We start from the raw sequence: 17244 nt of genomic DNA on the forward strand, positions 1-17244 counted from the left end.
TGTGCTCAAACATACGAGAGGTGATCTAATGAGAAAGGCCAATTTTGGCAAACGTGAGCGGTGGGTCTTTGGAAGAGTGTATGAACCTCTTGAAATCCCGAATCTCATTGAGATCCAGACTCGTTCCTTCGAGTGGTTTATCAATGAAGGTCTTCTGAATGTTCTGAAGAAGTATTCACCCATCAAGTCGCAGATCCAGCGTTCGGACCTTAAGAAGGGCGAGAAAGGCTTCTCTCTGGATTTTGTAGCAACCAGAATCGGTGAGGCAAAGCATTCCATTCAGGAGTGCAAAGACAAGGGTCTCACTTATTCGGTTCCACTTTATGTAACGGTAAGAATCACTGACCTCTACACTGGAGAGATCAAAGAGGAAGAGGCCTTCTTTGGATACTTGCCATATATGACTGATAACGCCTCTTTCATAATCAACGGCGCTGAAAGGGTAATTGTTAATCAGCTTGTAAGGTCTCCAGGCGTTTATTTCGTGGATGAGCCTACAAAGGCAGTTTCTGGTTCTTTGCCAATCTATGTAGCTCACTTCCTTCCCGTTAAGGGAGCTTGGTACGAAATTCTCTTGAATCCCAACAAGCAGATCATGCAGGCAAGGATAGACAGAAGAAGGAAACTAAACTTCTTCGTATTTTTGAAAGCGCTGGGTTATGAAAACGACCTTGACCTTCTGAGGCTTTTCGAAAACGAATACGACGGGTCTGACGAAGATGAATTGCTCGCAAACGTGGGGAGTATGATCCTAGAGGACGTAAAGACGCCTGGTGGTGATTTGATTGCAGAAAAAGGGACACTGCTAACCGAAGAGATTATTGCTAGAGCAATTGAAGCAGATGTGAAGACCATAAAGATGCCGCTTCCAATTGCAATGAAAACGTTCAATGCTTTGCAGAAGACATACGGCGAAGGTATGACTGAGGACGACGCTTATATAGAGCTCTTCAGAAAACTGAGGCCTGGCGAAATTCCAAGAATAAATGCCGCAAAGAGCTACATTGCCAATTTGTATTTCAGCCCTGATCGCTTCGACTTTTCCGATGTAGGAAGGTACAAGGTAAACAGCAGGCTGAAGAAGGTCTACCAGGACTATCTAAAGGAAGTTGAAGGAAAGAAAGTCTCAAAAGATACAGATTACTCAGAAGAATCCTCTATTCTCACTGTCCTTGATGTCGTTCTTGCTGCAAGACATCTGACCGAGATTGAAAGCAGGCCGGAGTTGCTTGACACCAAGGACCATCTTGGAAACAAGCGTGTGAGGACAGTCGGTGAGCTCATGGAAACTGAGTTCGAGAAGGCTTTCATAAAAATACATAAGCTTCTGGAAGAAAAGCTTACAATATACACATCGTTTGACAAGATTTCTGTTCAGAGCCTTGTTAACGTAAGAACTTTAATGACTACGCTTCATCAGTTCTTTGCGACAAGTCAGCTTTCTCAGTTCATGGACCAGGTTAATCCTCTTGCCGAACTGACTAACAAGAGGAGACTGTCTGCTATTGGACCTGGTGGACTTAAGAGAGAACACGCAAGATTCGAGGTTCGTGATGTCCATCACTCGCACTACGGGAGAATGTGTCCAATAGAAACCCCCGAAGGTGCCAATATCGGGTTGATGACTTCATTGGCGACCTTTGCAAAGATAGATAAGTACGGTTTCCTTTTGACTCCGTACAGAAAGGTTCAGAAAGGAGCCGTTACTAACGATATTGTATATTTAGCCGCAGATGAAGAAGAGCGTTACAATATCGCTCATTCCACTGTAGATATGGACGAAAAGGGTAATATCGTCGATGAAAATGTCGAGATTAGATATGCAGGTGAAGTGAGATATGTTAACAGGGAGGAAGTCGATTACATGTCGGTTTCGCCCAAACAGATAGTCTCTATCTCGACATCTTTGATACCCTTCCTTGAAAATGACGACGCGAACAGAGCCCTCATGGGGTCTAACATGCAGAGGCAGGCCGTGCCTGTTGTCAAGGCCGAGGCACCAATTGTGGGAACCGGTGTGGAAGGAGTTGCAGCGAGAGACTCGGGATACGTGGTTCTTTCTAAGCACAGAGGAAAGGTGGTTAGTGTAGACGGAAGAAGAATAATCGTTCAGAGAATAGATGAAAAGGGCAAGCCAGAACTCGACGAGAGAGGGAAGCCTATAGAAGACGTATATACGTTGCACAAGTTCGTAAGAACAAATCAAGACACGGCAGTAAACCAGAGACCAATAGTTTCCGTTGGCGAGATCGTCCAGACAGGAACTCCGATTGCCGATGGCCCATCAACTGAAATGGGAGAACTTGCTCTTGGAAAGAATGTGCTTGTGGCTTTCATGCCCTGGGAAGGATACAATTTCGAAGATGCTATTCTTGTCAATCAGGAGCTACTGGAAGACGACACCTTTACAACCATACATGTCGAAATGTACGAAACAATTGCCAGAGACACTCAGCTTGGTCCAGAAGAAATTACTGCAGATATCCCGAACGTCTCGAAGGAATCACTGAAAAACCTTGATGAGAGCGGTATAGTTAGGATCGGAGCTTATGTGACTTCTCAAGACATTCTAGTTGGCAAAGTCACTCCCAAAGGCGAGTCTGAAACCACTCCCGAAGAAAAGATAATCAGATCAGTCTTCGGAGACAGAGGAAGGGACGTCAAGGATTCATCCCTCAAACTTCCTCATGGCGTCGAAGGCAGAGTAATAGATGTAAAGGTATTCGAAAAGGAAGAGGTATCCGAACTGGGTTCCGGCATTAACAAGCTTGTGAAGGTTTTCGTCGGCATCAGAAAGCCACTCGATGTGGGTGATAAACTTGCCGGTAGACACGGCAATAAGGGTGTCGTTTCGAATATTATCCCGAAGGAGGATATGCCATTCCTTCCAGACGGGACGCCAATTCAGCTTGTTCTGTCACCTCTGGGAGTTCCATCAAGAATGAACGTTGGTCAGGTTCTAGAAACCCACTTAGGATGGCTTGGAAAGCTCACTAATCGTTATTTTGCAACTCCAATATTTGATGGAGCTACTGAAGAAGAAATCATGACCGAACTCTACGAAGCGAGAAAGAGGTTTGGCCTTGAGGACGGAGACAGTGAGGATCTGAAGACCGGTAAAGTCACTCTGAGAGATGGACGAAGCGGCAATCCTTTCGACTATCCTATTGTTGTGGGAGTCATGTACATGCTTAAACTTGTTCACATAGCAAAGGATAAGATACATGCCAGATCTACCGGGCCTTACTCGCTCATTCATCAGCAACCCCTTGGCGGGAAAGCTCACTTCGGAGGGCAGAGGTTTGGAGAGATGGAAGTCTGGGCGCTCGAAGCTTATGGAGCAGCTCACACTCTGAACGAAATGCTGACAATTAAGTCGGACGACATCAAGGGAAGAAACGATGTCTACAAAGCGATACTTAAAGGGATAAACATCCCGGAACCCGGGATTCCGGAGAGTTTCAAGGTCCTTATTAAAGAGCTACAGGGACTTTCACTCGACGTTAAGGTTTTCGATCAAAACAATGTCGAGCTGGATGTGGACAAATTATGAGAATCAATAGAAGGGAGCTACCCCTCAAGGAGGGAAGCAGATGCCAGTAAGCACATACAAAAGAAAGGTCAACAAACTGGAAATCGATATCGCCTCACCGGAACGAATTAGGAGCTGGTCAAGCGGGGAAGTGAAGAAACCCGAGACGATAAACTATCGTACCTTCAAACCGGAGAGGGACGGGCTTTTCTGCGAGAAGATCTTTGGACCGACGAAAGACTACGAGTGCACATGTGGCAAGTACAAGGGTAAGAAGTACGAGGGTACCGTATGTGAACGCTGCAGCGTCAGAGTCGAATCTAAAGAAGCACGCAGAAGAAGAATGGGCCACATTGAGTTGGCCGCTCCTGTGACACATGTTTGGTACTTGAAGAGTGCACCCAGTGTTCTTTCTTCGCTTCTGAACATTCCTGCGAAGGATCTCGAGAACATCATCTATTATGGATCGAAGAGGGTAATCGAAAGGCTGTATGTAGTTACCGACCCGAAGGATACCGACTTCTTTCCAGGTATGACGATGTACCAGACGGAGTACGAGATATACACGAAGAAGCTCAGTTTCGAAGTCGAGCAGGGTTACAAGGTGAAGGCTCCCCACGGACCGGTTACAACGGATATCGACGGGAAAGTCAGGATAGAAAGACTTGACAGCAGTACCGAGCGAGAGCTCAACTGGGTAGTCGTTACAAACGAAACGGGAATAGAAAAAAAGTACCCTGTCTTCGAAGGCTCGCTTATATACGTCCAGAATGACGATGAAGTCCATAAGGGTGATACTCTTGCCGACAGATTCCTTTTTGAAGATGAAGTCCTTTCGGCAACGGAGTACAAGATCTTCGATGAGTACTATCCCGGGAAATTCGAAGTGGAAACGGATACAGAGAGCGATAGGCCAATAGTCATAATCACTGAGATTGATCCCACTGTTTCTGAGGAGACTGGGAGAAGTATCGGTGAAGTCCTCATAGAAAATGAATATGAGGCCTACAAAGAGCTCTATCCCGGAAAGGTAACCTGTGATTACGGAGCTGCTGCGATTAAGAAGTTGCTGCAGAGTATAGATCTGGAAGAGCTTCAGGTAGCTATAGAACATGAATTGAAGACCATCCCCAAAAGCAGTGCGAGAGCTCTGAAGCTTCTCAGAAGGCTTAAATATGTTAAAGACTTCATAGCTTCAAGCAACAAACCCGAGTGGATGGTTATGGACGTCGTCCCGGTAATCCCGCCGGACCTACGTCCTATGATTCAGATAGAGGGTGGAAGGTTTGCCACCACCGACCTCAACGACCTCTACAGAAGGGTCATTAACAGGAACAATCGGCTTGCGAAGCTACTGCAGATAGGTGCTCCCGACATAATAATCAGAAATGAAAAGAGGATGCTTCAGGAAGCAGTCGACTCACTCATATACAATGGCAGGGTAGGGAAGGCCGTATCCGACAAATCTGGACGTCCACTGAAATCGCTCACCGATCTGGTGAAGGGCAAGAAGGGACGATTCAGAAGAAACCTGCTTGGAAAGCGAGTAGATTACTCGGGTAGAGCGGTTATCGTCGTCGGACCCGATCTGAAGATCCACGAGTGCGGAATTCCCAAGAGAGTGGCTATGGAGCTATTTAAACCTTTTGTTCTATCAAAGCTTCTCCATGGAAGCGAATCAAGTAAGACAGCGAGAAAGCTCAAGAAAACAATCATAGAAAAGGAAATGCCGGAAGCCTGGGAAGTCCTTGAAGATGTTATAAAGGGACATCCTGTCCTTCTTAACAGAGCACCGACTCTTCACCGGATATCTATTCAGGCGTTCATACCCAGACTCGTTGAAGGAAACGCTATTCAGCTTCATCCGCTTGTCTGTGCACCGTTCAACGCAGACTTTGACGGAGACCAGATGGCTGTCCACGTTCCACTATCGGCAGCAGCGCAGGCAGAGGCAAAGTTCCTCATGCTCAGCAGATACAACGTGATTTCCCCTGCCAGCGGGAAGCCTATTTCGATGCCTGGAAAGGACATAATCGTTGGCGTTTACTATCTCACGACCGTTGACCACGAATATGAAAAGAAAGAAAAAGAGATCATGGATTACGATGCAAGACTCCGTGAAGATGAGAAAATTTCGGAAGTAGAAGCAAGAAGAAAAGTGAGAGAAAAGGCTCTTGAATGGGTCGATTGGAAGTTCTCATCTGCTGGAGAGGCTCTACTGGCATACGACTCTGGATATATTTCTCTCCACGATCCCATTCTAGTACAACTCGACCCCTCGTCAGGAGAACTGACGCTTACAACGGTTGGAAGGATAATCTTCAACACAATAGTACCCGAAAAACTTAGGGACTACATGAAGAAGTTCAACAAGAAAGCCATAAAGAAGTTGATCTACGACTGTTTCCACGAATATGGAATCGATAGAACGGCAGACCTTCTGGACGATATGATGTCGCTCGGGTTCCATTATGCAACCACTTCCGGTCTCACAATATCCATTAACGATATAGTTGTATATCCTCAGAAAGACAAGGTTATAGAGGCTGCGCAGGAGAGGGTAGATCAGATCGAGAACCTGTATAAGTCGGGATTCCTAACTGAAGAAGGAAGAACCGAAGAGATAATCAGAATCTGGTCGGATACCACTCAGGAGATAATGGAAAAGACATACACGGAGTTCGAGAAGTATCCATTCAATCCGATTTACATGATGGTCGACTCAGGAGCCAGAGGCAACATTGACCAGCTCAAACAGCTGGCCGGCATGCGAGGTCTTATGGCCGATCCATCCGGGAAGACTATTGAAGTGCCGATTAAGTCGAATTTTAGAGACGGTCTTACCGAGCTCGAGTTCTTCACTTCTACTCACGGCGCTAGAAAGGGTTCTGCCGATACGGCTCTCAGGACCTCTTTTGCAGGTTACCTTACTAGAAGGCTGGTAGATGTTTCGCAAACGATTACTGTTACAACGCCCAACTGCGGGACTCATGAGGGAATTGAGGCAGTAGAACTCATGGCCGACGGGGTAACGATCGAGAAACTGGAAGAATTCCTCTTCGGAAGAGTTCTTGCAGCCGATGTCATCAACCCGTTGACAGGAAAAGTCCTTAAGAACGAGAAAACGGGAAAGGAATACTTCCGAGATACGATGATCAGAGATGAAGATGCAGCATTCCTCTCTGGTTATAAGGCAAAGGTTGAAGTGGCCCGTGAAGAGGTTCTCAGCATCGCGAAGGTAACGAGGCTGATTAACTACACAGAGCTTGATGAAGATATTAAGATTAATGACAAGGAATACAAGAAAGGAACTCATATCGGCAGTGACCTTCTGCATCAGCTTAAGAACTCAGAGATTGAGGAGATAAAGGTAGTCGCATTTCCCTGTGTCAACCAGATCTTTGTAGGCGATCCCATAAAGAACGATTCTAAAGAGATGCTTGTCAAGTATCAAGAGAAAATCGACGAGCTTACGGCCAAGAATCTTCAGAAAAACGAAATCGAGAAGGTATTTGTTAGACCCACAATAAAGGTAAGATCTGTTCTGACGTGTGAATCCGACAACGGAGTGTGCGCCATGTGTTACGGAATGGATCTTTCAAACCATGAAATAGTCAATGTCGGAGAGTCCGTTGGTGTAGTTGCTGCCCAGTCAATCGGTGAACCCGGCACACAGCTGACGATGAGGACATTCCATACGGGTGGAATCGCGACCGGGCAAGACATAACCAGAGGTCTTCCGAGGGCTGAAGAGCTGTTTGAGGCCCGAAAGAAACTCAAGGACCCCGAAGCGCTTTTCATAGAAAAGGGAGATGGCGGTTTCGTTAAGGATCTCGTCTCAGATGATAAGGGTAGACGAAAGGTCTACATAGAAACAAAGACCGGAGGTATCAGCGAATACGATCTTTCCTCAAACATCAAACCGAAGATAGAGATAGGCGACAAGGTCACTGAGGGAGAGGCAATTACCACGGGAACTGTTAGACCTAGGAAACTAATGGAAAAGCTTGGCCTTGTTCAGACTGCTCTGTATTTGCTTACCGAGATAAAGAGGGTCTATGCCGAACAGGGAGTTGAGATTCACGACAAGCACTTTGAGCTAATCATTCGGCAGATGCTTTCTAAGGTCGAAGTGACAGACCCAGGTGACACGGACTTTTTGCCTGGTGATCTGCTGGACATTGTAGAGATTAGAAAGATAAACAAATCGATAGAAGAAGCCAACAGCAGAGTTGGAGAGAACAGAGAATACGTGATCGGCAAAAGGCTGGCAAGAAGGGTCCTTGGCGAAGACGAAGATGGAAAGATACAGAAGATAGCGGCCGAGGCAGAACCGATAAGTGAAGAGCTTCTGGAGAAGATTCTCAAAGGCGGTATAAAGCAAATACTGATATATGACGTCGATGAGGACCATTATCAGAAGCTGGTAGACGACTTCAATCCCGATACGGTAATTCCCGAGAAGAACATCCAGATAATGCCGAAGGACCCGATTAAGTTCAAGCGAAAGCTTCTAAGGATTACGAAGGCGTCTCTTGAGAGTGAAGGCTGGTTATCTGCCGCGTCGTTCCAGCAGACACCTCAGATTCTGACCGAGGCCTCCGTTGCAGGCAAGTCTGACTTCTTACAAGGGTTGAAAGAGAACGTCATTGTAGGGCAACTCATACCTGCCGGAACTGGTCTTGATATGTACGCCAATCTTCAGGTTGAAGAGGCGGTTGTTCCGTCACAGTACCAGGAAGAAGAGTTGGCCTGATTTGATTGTTTGGCTGAATAGAAGCGGAAAGCATCTAATGCTTTCCGCTTTTCTTTTGTAATGGTAACATTGTTAAGGAATTGAATTTTGAAAGTTTGGGGGCAGATTTGTCTAAGCCTGTTTTGGAAATAAACGACTTAAATAAGACCTATGAAATTAGCGAAACAAAAGCTTTAGATGGAGTCGCTTTAACTCTGTTCTCCGGAGAGATAACCACTCTGCTTGGAGAAAACGCGGCAGGAAAGACTACGCTTGTTAAGGTCATCATGGGGATCGAAAAGCCCGACAGTGGATCGATGGTCTTCAAAGGCGAGAAATACCTTCCATCGGGTCCCCACTTCGCAAACGAGAAAGGTCTGGGAATGGTCCCTCAGAGCATAAAAGTCGTTGATAAGCTTTCGGTGATTGAGAATCTTATTCTCGGTTTCAGAAGAAATCGAAAGAAAGTTAGAATGAAGGACTACAGAGAGAGTCTTAGAGAATTAATGAAACAATACTCTCTTCAGCTACCGCTAGACAATGAAGTGGCGTCGCTTTCCACAGGGCAAAGACAGAAGCTAGAGATTCTTAGAGTGCTCCAGAATTCGCCTGATGTGATAATATTTGACGAACCCACTACTCTGATTTCCAATAGAGAAAAAGAAGAACTTTTCGAGATCATCACAAGACTGAGATCTCAGGGAAAGGCGGTAGTCTTCATTACTCACAAGCTTCGTGAAGCTTACTCCATTTCGGACAAGATTGTTGTGCTTCGCTCTGGAAAGGTTGTCTTTTCAGAAAGTAGGTATAAGACTTCCATAAAAGAGCTTCAAGAACTCCTATACGGCGGGGAATTCTGTGCACTTCGTGTTCAGTCCCCTACGTCCGATGAATCTCTCTTACGTGTTCAGGAAGTGAGTGTTGAAGGTTCTTCTAATACTGAGGCCGTAAAAGGGGTCTCCTTTGAAGCAAGAAGGGGAGAAATCCTTTTTGTTTCAGGAGTTGCGGGAAATGGTCAAGAAGAGCTTCTAGATGGAATTTTCGGGATGAGAAGAGTTCTGTCCGGAAGAGTGATTCTCGACGGAAAAGATATAACGGGTTTGAGACCTTTCAAACTTCGTAAACTTGGACTGGCAGCTCTTCATTACGACAGAGACAATATTGCCAGCTGTAAAGGCTCATCTATAAGGGACAATCTCCTTGTATATTCAATAAGTAACGGGAAGTGGGTTGTTGAAGAAAAGAAACATGTGTTCTCAGCAAGAAAGCTTCTTAGGGATTATGGCGTGACCTTCGGGAAAATTCAAGATCCGATTTCCTCACTTTCAGGGGGAAATCTTCAGAAGTTACTGCTTGCAAGAGAGATAAGCAGCGATCCAAAGGTTCTTCTCCTTGGAGAACCATTCAGAGGACTTGATGTCAAGAGTCTCGAGAGCGTGAAATTCCTTCTAATGGAGGCGAAGAAGAGAATTGCCATCGTAGCTTTTTCGGCAGATGTTGACGAAGCGCTCACAATTGCTGATAGAATACTCATCATGTCTGAGGGAAGAGTCGTCTTTTCTTCTGACATCAGGCCGGGATTAAGTACTCCTGATCTGAGAAAGTATCTCTTCGGAGCGATGGAGGAGATAGAGTGATTTCAAGACTTCACAACCTTGGACGATCACTGCTGGTTATCGCAATCTCTTTGAGTGCGGGTCTTCTTCTAGTAATGCTGATGAGTGACGATCCTGGCCATGCCGCAAGGGCCTTCTTTCTCTCAGTCTTTTCTAATCGTTTCTACTTTGGCAATCTACTTGCACATTCGATACCGTTAATGCTTACGGGATTGGCCGCATCAGTTGCCTTCACAGCTTCCTGTTTTAATTTGGGAATGGAAGGTCAGGTTTATCTGGGAGCGCTGGCGGGTACTTCGGCAGGCATTCTTATATCCGATCTTATGCCTGGAGCAATTGGAATTGCCTTCATGTTTACAGTCAGTTTCTTCTTTGGGGCTTCGGTGGCAAGTATTTCCGCTATCCTTAAGATCCGAACTGGAGTTAGTGAGCTGATTTCATCTCTCCTTCTCAGCAATGGAATAGTGCTTGTGGTCGATTATTTTGTCGAAGGACCACTAAATGACAGGGCTTCTGGTCTTGCGGCATCCATAAGCCTTCCTGCAAAATTCAGATTCAATGGTCTTATGCTGCCTTCTGGTTTACACACAGGGATCTTCTTCTCTCTTTGTGCCGCCTTTTTATTGTGGTTCTTTCTATTCAAGACTAGAGAGGGTTTCAAGATCAGAATAGTTGGAAAAAATCGAGCTTTCGCTTTTTATGCTGGATTGAAAACGAATAGATTGCTATTTTGGGCTCTGTTTCTGAGTGGTGGATTGGCTTCTACAGCGGGAATTATAGATGTTGTTGGAATTCATGGACGTGTAATGAGAGGTTTTTCGAGCGGATATGGGTGGAATGGTATCGCTATCGCGTTGATTGCAAGGAATAATCCACTGATGGTTATACCTGCCGCTCTTTTTTTTGCTTACCTAGAGAGCGGAGCACAAATTGCAGCGCTAGAAGCAAATATCACACCTGAATTTGCCAGAATAGTTCAGGCTGTAATCTTCTTCTTGATAACCGCTGAAGCGCTTGTTCCCAAACACCTCGGGAGGAAACGATATGCTTGAAGCCATCATCAGGGATACGATAAAAAACTCCACGCCGATTGTTCTCGCAGCGAGCGGCGGTTTACTGACGGAGGTATCTGGGTGGCTAAATATTGGTCTTGAAGGCACAATATTGTCAGCGGCTTTTTTTGCGGTTGTAGTTTCGTCGTTCACTGGAAGCGTTATAGTCGGAACTCTTGCCGCCATTCTGGTGGCGATGGCCCTTTCTTCAATTATCTTCTTCGCTGTAAGATACTTGAAGGCCAATCTCTTTGTTGTTGGCATAGCAGTTAATCTTCTTTCGGTGGGAATTACTGTCACGCTTGCTTACAACTGGTTTTTAAGCAAAGGGACTGTGGTCTTCAGCGATTCTCCAAGACCCGTAGTCCTTTCTTTGGATTTCCTCACCGGTTCGGGTTTTGGTTGGCTCAACGGACTGAGTTTATTCGATCTGTCGGCGTTTGTAGTACCTTTGTTTCTTCTTCTGTTTTTCAAGAAAACGTCCACAGGAGTGAAGTTGCGTTCTTGTGGATTCGACGAGGAAAGCGCTTTTTATAGCGGAGTTAAAGTAAACGACTTAAGGTTTCTCGCATACACTGGGAGCGGTATTCTTTCAGGACTAGCTGGGGCTGCCTTGTCCATTCCAATGGGGGCCTTTGTTTCCAATATGTCTGGAGGAAGAGGTTGGTTAGCACTTGTTGCAGTTATCATGGGAAGAAAGAATCCCTTAATAGTCCTTTTGTCCGCTTTAATGCTAGGGTTCGTCACTGAGCTTTCAGTTTTCCTGCAGGTTGCCACTGAGATCTCTCCTAAACTTCTTCTATCTTTACCGTACTTTGCCTCTTTCATTATCCTGGCGATCTCTTATGGTGAAAACAAGGACAAGAGGTTCATGGACTGGTAAAGATATGTGCATGATATAATTCTTCAAATTGGAGGTGTAGTTTTGAAGCTTATAGATGAACTTAGGTCGAAGTACTCCGAAATCACTTATCTTCATAGTGCTGCCGCTCTGATGGCGTGGGACATGAGAACGTATATTCCACCCAAAGGCGCTGAGATGAGATCAGAGGTTCTAGGGTACGTCTCGACTCTCGCATTCAGAAAGGCAGTTTCCGAAGAGATGGGAACTTTGCTGAGTCAACTGGCCGAAGGAAAAATCGAAGAGGAATTAACAGAAGATGAGAAAGCAATGGTGAGAGTGGCAACTAAGGCTTATAAGAGAGTCAAGGCCATTCCACCGGACCTATATCACAGATTCTCTGTTTTATCGTCAAAAAGTGAAAAGGTATGGGAAAGGTCGAGAAATGAAAACGATTTCAAGAGTATAGCGCCTTATCTAGAGGAGATTATCGATTTATTGAGAGAAATGGCCAGGCTTTACGGTTACGAAGAGAACCCTTATGACGCGCTTCTGGAAGGCTATGAAGAGGGGATGACAGCCAAGAAGCTGCGAAAGATAATAGAACCACTGAAATCGGAACTGATTCCTTTTACTAATAGAATTCTAAAGGAAGGCAGATCCCCGAATACCGAAATTCTTAGAGGTAGATTCAGCAGAAAAGCTCAGGAAAAACTGAGTAGAAAGGCTCTAAAATTAATTGGATATGACTTTAAAGCAGGTAGGCTTGATGAGACTGTTCACCCATTCACGATTGGTATCGGTGTTAACGATGTAAGGGTAACCACGAAATACTCACCTGATGAATTCACACCGTCGCTCTTCGGATCTATTCATGAGGGGGGCCATGCGATTTATGAACAAGGATTGCCGGTCTCACTCAGAGATACGCCACTTTACGGTGCGTGTTCTTTAGGTATCCACGAATCACAGTCGAGAATGATGGAGAACATGGTGGGAAGAAGTATGGAATTTCTATCCTTCTTCTATCCACAGATTCAGAAGGCATATCCATCGAACTTCAGAGATGTACCTCTGGGTGATTTTTATAGAGCAATCAACAATGTAAAACCGTCTCTGATTAGAATAGAGGCAGATGAAGTCACGTACAACCTACATATAATGGTCAGATTTGAACTGGAAGAAGCCCTTATCAAAGGTGATCTCAAAGTCTCAGATCTTCCGGAAGCATGGAATTCGAAAATGAAAGAATACCTTGGAATCGTACCTCAGACAAACACAGATGGCGTGCTCCAGGATGTACACTGGCCGTCTGGAACGATAGGATATTTTCCGTCTTATATGCTGGGGAATCTTTACGCAGCTCAGATGTTTGCAAAGGCAAAGGAGGATATCCCAGGTCTGGAAAAGAGAATTGAAAAGGGAGATGTGCTGTCCCTGGTAGACTGGTTGAGAGATAATATCCATTCCGTGGGCAGGCGTTATGAACCTGAAAAACTTCTTAAAATAGCCACTGGGAAGGAGTTGGATCCCAGTTATTTCCTGAATTATGTAATGGAGAAGTATTCGAAGATCTACCTCATTTAGCTCTAGAGGAACCAGCTTCAATCAAGAGAGCTTCGATATTGGAGAGCCTTTCTTGAGACAATTTAAGGCTCTCCCTTTTGTCGAGAAGGAATTCTAGAATCTCAAGAGGCTTAGTCAAGCCCATGTCTTTCCAGATGTAAGACAAGACTTCAGGATCAACAAGATCTTGTGCGGTAAGCATATAGATGGAATTAGGAATTTTGCTTTTCAAATCCGTAATCTTCTGAATTTCAGACCGATGAAGGAACTCAAGAGACTTCTCTACAACAGCCTTTCCGATTCCCTTTATCGACGAGAGAGCTACGATATCTTCACTGGAAAGCTCCCCTGAAGCAAGGTTTGATCTGATAGTTTTAGCGGCGAATTCGTAGGTCCTTATCTTAAATGGATTGTCCCTGGTTACCCTGAGCAGCCTCGACAGAAGATCGAATTGCCTTGCAAGATCTTCCTTCTCCACTAATTTCACCTCTAAATGTATTTTACTGCAGAAACCGGGTTTTCTTGATTAGAACGAATCAACCAAGTTTCGAGTTCACTTCCTCTTACGAAGCACAGCGTCGATATTCTCTTTAGCCGTTCCGACAAACGCTTCGTAGAAAGCAATTCCGGCCGCTTCAATCGCCTGAATTGCATTTCCACCAAGATGAAAAGCAATCAGTGCATCTACACCTTTCTTTGTGAGCATGTTCACCGCCATCGGTCCAGCGCCGTGAGCCACGCTATTGTCAGGTTCAATGTATTCTTCATTGCCAGTTTCGGGATCGTATATAAGGAAATACTTTGCCCTGGCAAATCTATCGTCCGGAATACTATTCATACTCTTCTCTTTCACTGGAACAGCAATTTTCATACTCATCCTCCAACTCCACTGATTTTTCGCTTTAGCCTTTGAGCAATACGCACAATTGCTTCTGCTGCTTTTGAACCTTTTATTGAAACGACTGGCTTGCCCATAATAGTAGCCCTCTCGACCTGCTCGTCAAAAGGGATTTTGCCAATTATCTCTATACCGTTTGCTCCGCACCAAGACTCAATGAAGGAGCTTTTCGATTTGTTAAGATCCCACTTGTTGATAACTATTCCGAAATCCCTTTTGAAGTGCTTTATTGTCTCGACTATTCTGGCCAGGTCGTGGTTCCCGGAAACTGTGGGTTCAGCAACCACCAGAACGTAAGTAGTGCCGGTTATTGAAGATGTCGCGGGACAGCCGATTCCAGGAGCTCCGTCGATGATAATAACTTCCTTCTTTTCCTCTTCGGCAACTTTGATGGCAAGCTTTCTTACCTCTGCAACAAGTCCCCCAGAGGTCTCCTCTCCGGGAGTGAGAAGGGCATGCACAAGAGGAATGCCGTTTGATTGGGACAAGAAGTAATCGCCAGATTTGTTGTCTTTGAGTGTAATAGCATCAGCAGGACATACTGCGACACACATTCCGCAACCTTCACAGGCATAAGGATCAACCGAATAGGGCCCCCCTCTGATCACTGCATCGAATCTGCAATACTTTTCACAAATTCCGCAAGAAATGCACGAATCAGAGATCTCAGCCTTCTTTCCACCGAAGTATTCATATTTCTCAATCAGCTTGTTTTCCAATATTAGATGAAGGTTTGGGGCATCCACATCACAATCGGCCATAACAATAGAATCAAACAGGACAGAAAGTGATCCCGAGAGTGTTGTTTTCCCCGTCCCTCCCTTTCCGCTTACAATTGCTATCTGAAACATCATGACACCCCCGCTGAAGAAAGGATTCTCTCCGCAAGCGATTTGAATCTTGCTTTCCAGATTGGCGAAGTTTCAACAAAGAGCTTGCCTTCAGAATAAGACTCAGCTATACCGCGATCAAAAGGGATTCTTTCAAGAACGGAGAAATTCTCTTCACTGGCGTATTCATCTACAAGAGTATAAGAACCGGTATCCCTGTTTATTACAATGCCAAAGGGAATATCCATTTCCCTAACAATTTCCACAGCAAGTTTTAAGTCGTGAAGACCGAATGGCGTTGGTTCGGTTACGAGTATAGCGTAGTCGACATTTCTGAGAGTTTCAACGACTGAGCAGGAAGTCCCCGGAGGTGAATCGATTATTACTATTCTATCCCTGTTTATGTGCTTCTTCAGTGTTCTTATAACCTTTACAGGAGAAGGCTCGCCAATTTCTAGTATTCCCATTCCAAAGTCAATCTTTTTGTTTATCTTTCCGGTCTGAACCTTCCCTATCACCTTTGGTCTCTCGGTAATCGCCTTCTCGGGACATATAAATGTGCATAAACCGCAACCGTGACAAAGTGATTCGAAAACCATTACTCCAGTCTGAAAAACAGAAAGTGCGCCAAACTGGCAAACTTCAGCGCATTTTCCACATCGGGTACATTTTTTGTTGTCTATTACGGGAAGAAGAAGCTCTACCCCTTCTTCATGGTGGATATTTGGCTCGAAAAAAAGATGCACATCAGGCTCTTCAGCATCTGCATCGAGAAGCTGCACTTCAAACTCATCGGAAATTGCTCCAGCAAGATTAGTGGCAAGGGTCGTCTTACCAGTGCCACCCTTGCCACTCAATACTGCGATAACCAAGGCTTACCACCATCTCCTGAAGCCGTAACCCATGCCTCTTCCGGGCCCATATCCCGCTCCAAAACCCATTCTTCTCCCAAGAAAGAGCCTTCTCCTCGGGAAAAACCTGTACGAATAATTTCTAACCGGGTTAGCGGGCCCTGCCACTCGGTCTCTGGGTGCGCAGTTGCCCATGCCCCAACCGGTCATTGGTCCGTAGCCTTCAGGACCTGTTCCATCTCTCCACGGCATAATGTCACTCCTCCTCCGCACTGGTTGTGTTCTGAAGTGTCTCAAGCCTTTTCTCTATTTCTCTAAGTTCCTCATTGATCATCTCGAGCTCCTTCTTTAGGAAAGCTTGATACTCTCTTAAATCTTGACGTTCCATTTCCGGAGAAATCTCTACGTCGTAATCGTATGGCCCGTAGTAACCATATCCTCTTCCAGGACCGAATCCTCTCCCATATCCCATACCTCTTCCGTATGCTGCTCCATATCCTGGGCCATATCCATAGAATCTGCATGACCCGTCTCTAAACCTCATTGGACCTGATCCATATGGCATATAGTCACCTCCTATATATGCACTTATCATATATATTATACAAATTCAGATAATAAATGTCAAGACAAATGTCGCGGTGCAAAATTCTGCTTGATTTCTGATAGTATCTAGATAAGGAGGATCAATGGGAAACAGGGCTCACGTATTGCTTTTTACATTAATTGCTCCCTTTTATGAAGTTGCGTTCAAGTCGCAGCTGAAGAGTTATCGAAGGTTGCTGAAAGAACACCGATCTCTGCTTGGAAAAGGGATAAGAAGTGTCTTAGACATTGGTTGCGGAACTGGCGCCCTTGCGCTGGCATTTAGCGAGCTAGGGTACGAAGTGACTGCCGTGGATGCCTCTGCCGCCATGGTTATGATTGCCAGGCACAATTTGAGGGGTAGTGGTGTATCGGTTGTTCAAGGTGATTTCTTTGAGAAACTTCCTTTTGAGGACAGCAGTTTTGATCTTCTTGTTGCCTCTTATGTCACTCACGGTCATAAACGTGAAGGTAGAGAAAAGTTCTACAAGGAGAGTCGAAGAATTTGCAATAAAGAGGTCTTGATCCATGAGTTTTTTCCGAACAGAAATCCATTGATCTCTACTGTTGAGTTTTTCGAGAGAAGTGATTACAGAAAGTTTGTGCCAAAGGCTTTCGAAGAGCTGAAAGAGTACTTTCCTGTTGTAGATAGAAGAAGGTTATCTTCCTCTACTGGGTGGTATATTTGTCGTTGTGAGTAAGATGATCATTGAGTTTGTTCATGAAGGTTCAAGGATT

13 protein-coding genes are annotated in these 17244 nt (G+C 45.1%); 7 read left to right on the plus strand and 6 right to left on the minus strand.

Annotated elements, in window-relative coordinates; genetic code table 11:
- Positions 1–28: 28 nt before the first annotated feature.
- From rpoB to THEBA_RS03835, 6 genes are all read left to right on the plus strand, one after another.
- Positions 29–3553, plus strand: a complete 3525-nt coding sequence (rpoB, locus tag THEBA_RS03810; protein ID WP_014730509.1) for a DNA-directed RNA polymerase subunit beta — start codon at positions 29–31, stop codon at positions 3551–3553.
- A 40-nt stretch (positions 3554–3593) separates the two neighbouring features.
- Positions 3594–8288 (plus strand): DNA-directed RNA polymerase subunit beta', encoded by a 4695-nt coding sequence (locus tag THEBA_RS03815; RefSeq protein ID WP_014730510.1) that lies wholly within the window; start codon positions 3594–3596, stop codon positions 8286–8288.
- A 107-nt stretch (positions 8289–8395) separates the two neighbouring features.
- On the plus strand, positions 8396–9904 hold the full coding sequence (locus THEBA_RS03820; RefSeq protein WP_014730511.1) for an ABC transporter ATP-binding protein: 1509 nt from the start codon (positions 8396–8398) through the stop codon (positions 9902–9904).
- On the plus strand, positions 9901–10935 hold the full coding sequence (locus THEBA_RS03825) for an ABC transporter permease (protein WP_014730512.1): 1035 nt from the start codon (positions 9901–9903) through the stop codon (positions 10933–10935). Before THEBA_RS03820 ends, THEBA_RS03825 begins: the two co-directional genes overlap by 4 nt.
- Positions 10928–11818 (plus strand): ABC transporter permease, encoded by an 891-nt coding sequence (locus THEBA_RS03830; protein ID WP_014730513.1) that lies wholly within the window; start codon positions 10928–10930, stop codon positions 11816–11818. The genes THEBA_RS03825 and THEBA_RS03830 overlap by 8 nt, the downstream gene beginning before the upstream one ends.
- Before the next feature lie 42 nt (positions 11819–11860).
- The gene (locus THEBA_RS03835; protein ID WP_014730514.1) at positions 11861–13363 is read left to right on the plus strand and encodes a carboxypeptidase M32; all 1503 of its coding nucleotides are present in this window, start codon (positions 11861–11863) and stop codon (positions 13361–13363) included.
- Here the strand turns inward: THEBA_RS03835 and THEBA_RS03840 are convergent.
- From THEBA_RS03840 to THEBA_RS03865, 6 genes are all read right to left on the minus strand, one after another.
- Positions 13356–13820: a hypothetical protein gene (locus THEBA_RS03840; RefSeq protein WP_014730515.1), complete on the minus strand. Its 465-nt coding sequence runs from the start codon at positions 13818–13820 to the stop codon at positions 13356–13358. The two genes, THEBA_RS03835 and THEBA_RS03840, sit on opposite strands and share 8 nt — an antisense overlap.
- 75 nt (positions 13821–13895) lie before the next feature.
- Positions 13896–14213, minus strand: a complete 318-nt coding sequence (locus tag THEBA_RS03845) for a NifB/NifX family molybdenum-iron cluster-binding protein (RefSeq protein WP_014730516.1) — start codon at positions 14211–14213, stop codon at positions 13896–13898.
- 2 nt (positions 14214–14215) lie between these two features.
- The gene (locus tag THEBA_RS03850) at positions 14216–15091 is read right to left on the minus strand and encodes a nucleotide-binding protein (protein ID WP_014730517.1); all 876 of its coding nucleotides are present in this window, start codon (positions 15089–15091) and stop codon (positions 14216–14218) included.
- Positions 15091–15942: an ATP-binding protein gene (locus THEBA_RS03855; protein WP_014730518.1), complete on the minus strand. Its 852-nt coding sequence runs from the start codon at positions 15940–15942 to the stop codon at positions 15091–15093. Before THEBA_RS03855 ends, THEBA_RS03850 begins: the two co-directional genes overlap by 1 nt.
- 3 nt (positions 15943–15945) lie before the next feature.
- Entirely contained in the window at positions 15946–16173 is a 228-nt protein-coding gene (locus THEBA_RS03860) for a DUF5320 domain-containing protein (protein ID WP_014730519.1), read from the minus strand.
- A 4-nt stretch (positions 16174–16177) separates the two neighbouring features.
- Entirely contained in the window at positions 16178–16486 is a 309-nt protein-coding gene (locus tag THEBA_RS03865; RefSeq protein ID WP_014730520.1) for a DUF5320 family protein, read from the minus strand.
- 124 nt (positions 16487–16610) lie between these two features.
- Between THEBA_RS03865 and THEBA_RS03870 the strand changes: the two genes are divergently transcribed.
- On the plus strand, positions 16611–17207 hold the full coding sequence (locus THEBA_RS03870; RefSeq protein WP_014730521.1) for a class I SAM-dependent methyltransferase: 597 nt from the start codon (positions 16611–16613) through the stop codon (positions 17205–17207).
- Positions 17208–17244 lie beyond the last annotated feature (37 nt).

The organism is Mesotoga prima MesG1.Ag.4.2 (genome assembly GCF_000147715.2).
GTDB lineage: Bacteria > Thermotogota > Thermotogae > Petrotogales > Kosmotogaceae > Mesotoga > Mesotoga prima.

Excerpts from the sequence above, each read along its gene's own strand:
- rpoB (WP_014730509.1), top strand. The coding sequence starts at position 29 with ATGAGAAAGGCCAATTTTGGCAAACGTGAGCGGTGGGTCTTTGGAAGA.
- THEBA_RS03815 (WP_014730510.1), top strand. The coding sequence starts at position 3,594 with ATGCCAGTAAGCACATACAAAAGAAAGGTCAACAAACTGGAAATCGAT.
- THEBA_RS03830 (WP_014730513.1), top strand. The coding sequence starts at position 10,928 with ATGCTTGAAGCCATCATCAGGGATACGATAAAAAACTCCACGCCGATT.
- THEBA_RS03845 (WP_014730516.1), bottom strand. The coding sequence starts at position 14,213 with ATGAAAATTGCTGTTCCAGTGAAAGAGAAGAGTATGAATAGTATTCCG.
- THEBA_RS03850 (WP_014730517.1), bottom strand. The coding sequence starts at position 15,091 with ATGTTTCAGATAGCAATTGTAAGCGGAAAGGGAGGGACGGGGAAAACA.
- THEBA_RS03860 (WP_014730519.1), bottom strand. The coding sequence starts at position 16,173 with ATGCCGTGGAGAGATGGAACAGGTCCTGAAGGCTACGGACCAATGACC.
- THEBA_RS03865 (WP_014730520.1), bottom strand. The coding sequence starts at position 16,486 with ATGCCATATGGATCAGGTCCAATGAGGTTTAGAGACGGGTCATGCAGA.
- THEBA_RS03870 (WP_014730521.1), top strand. The coding sequence starts at position 16,611 with ATGGGAAACAGGGCTCACGTATTGCTTTTTACATTAATTGCTCCCTTT.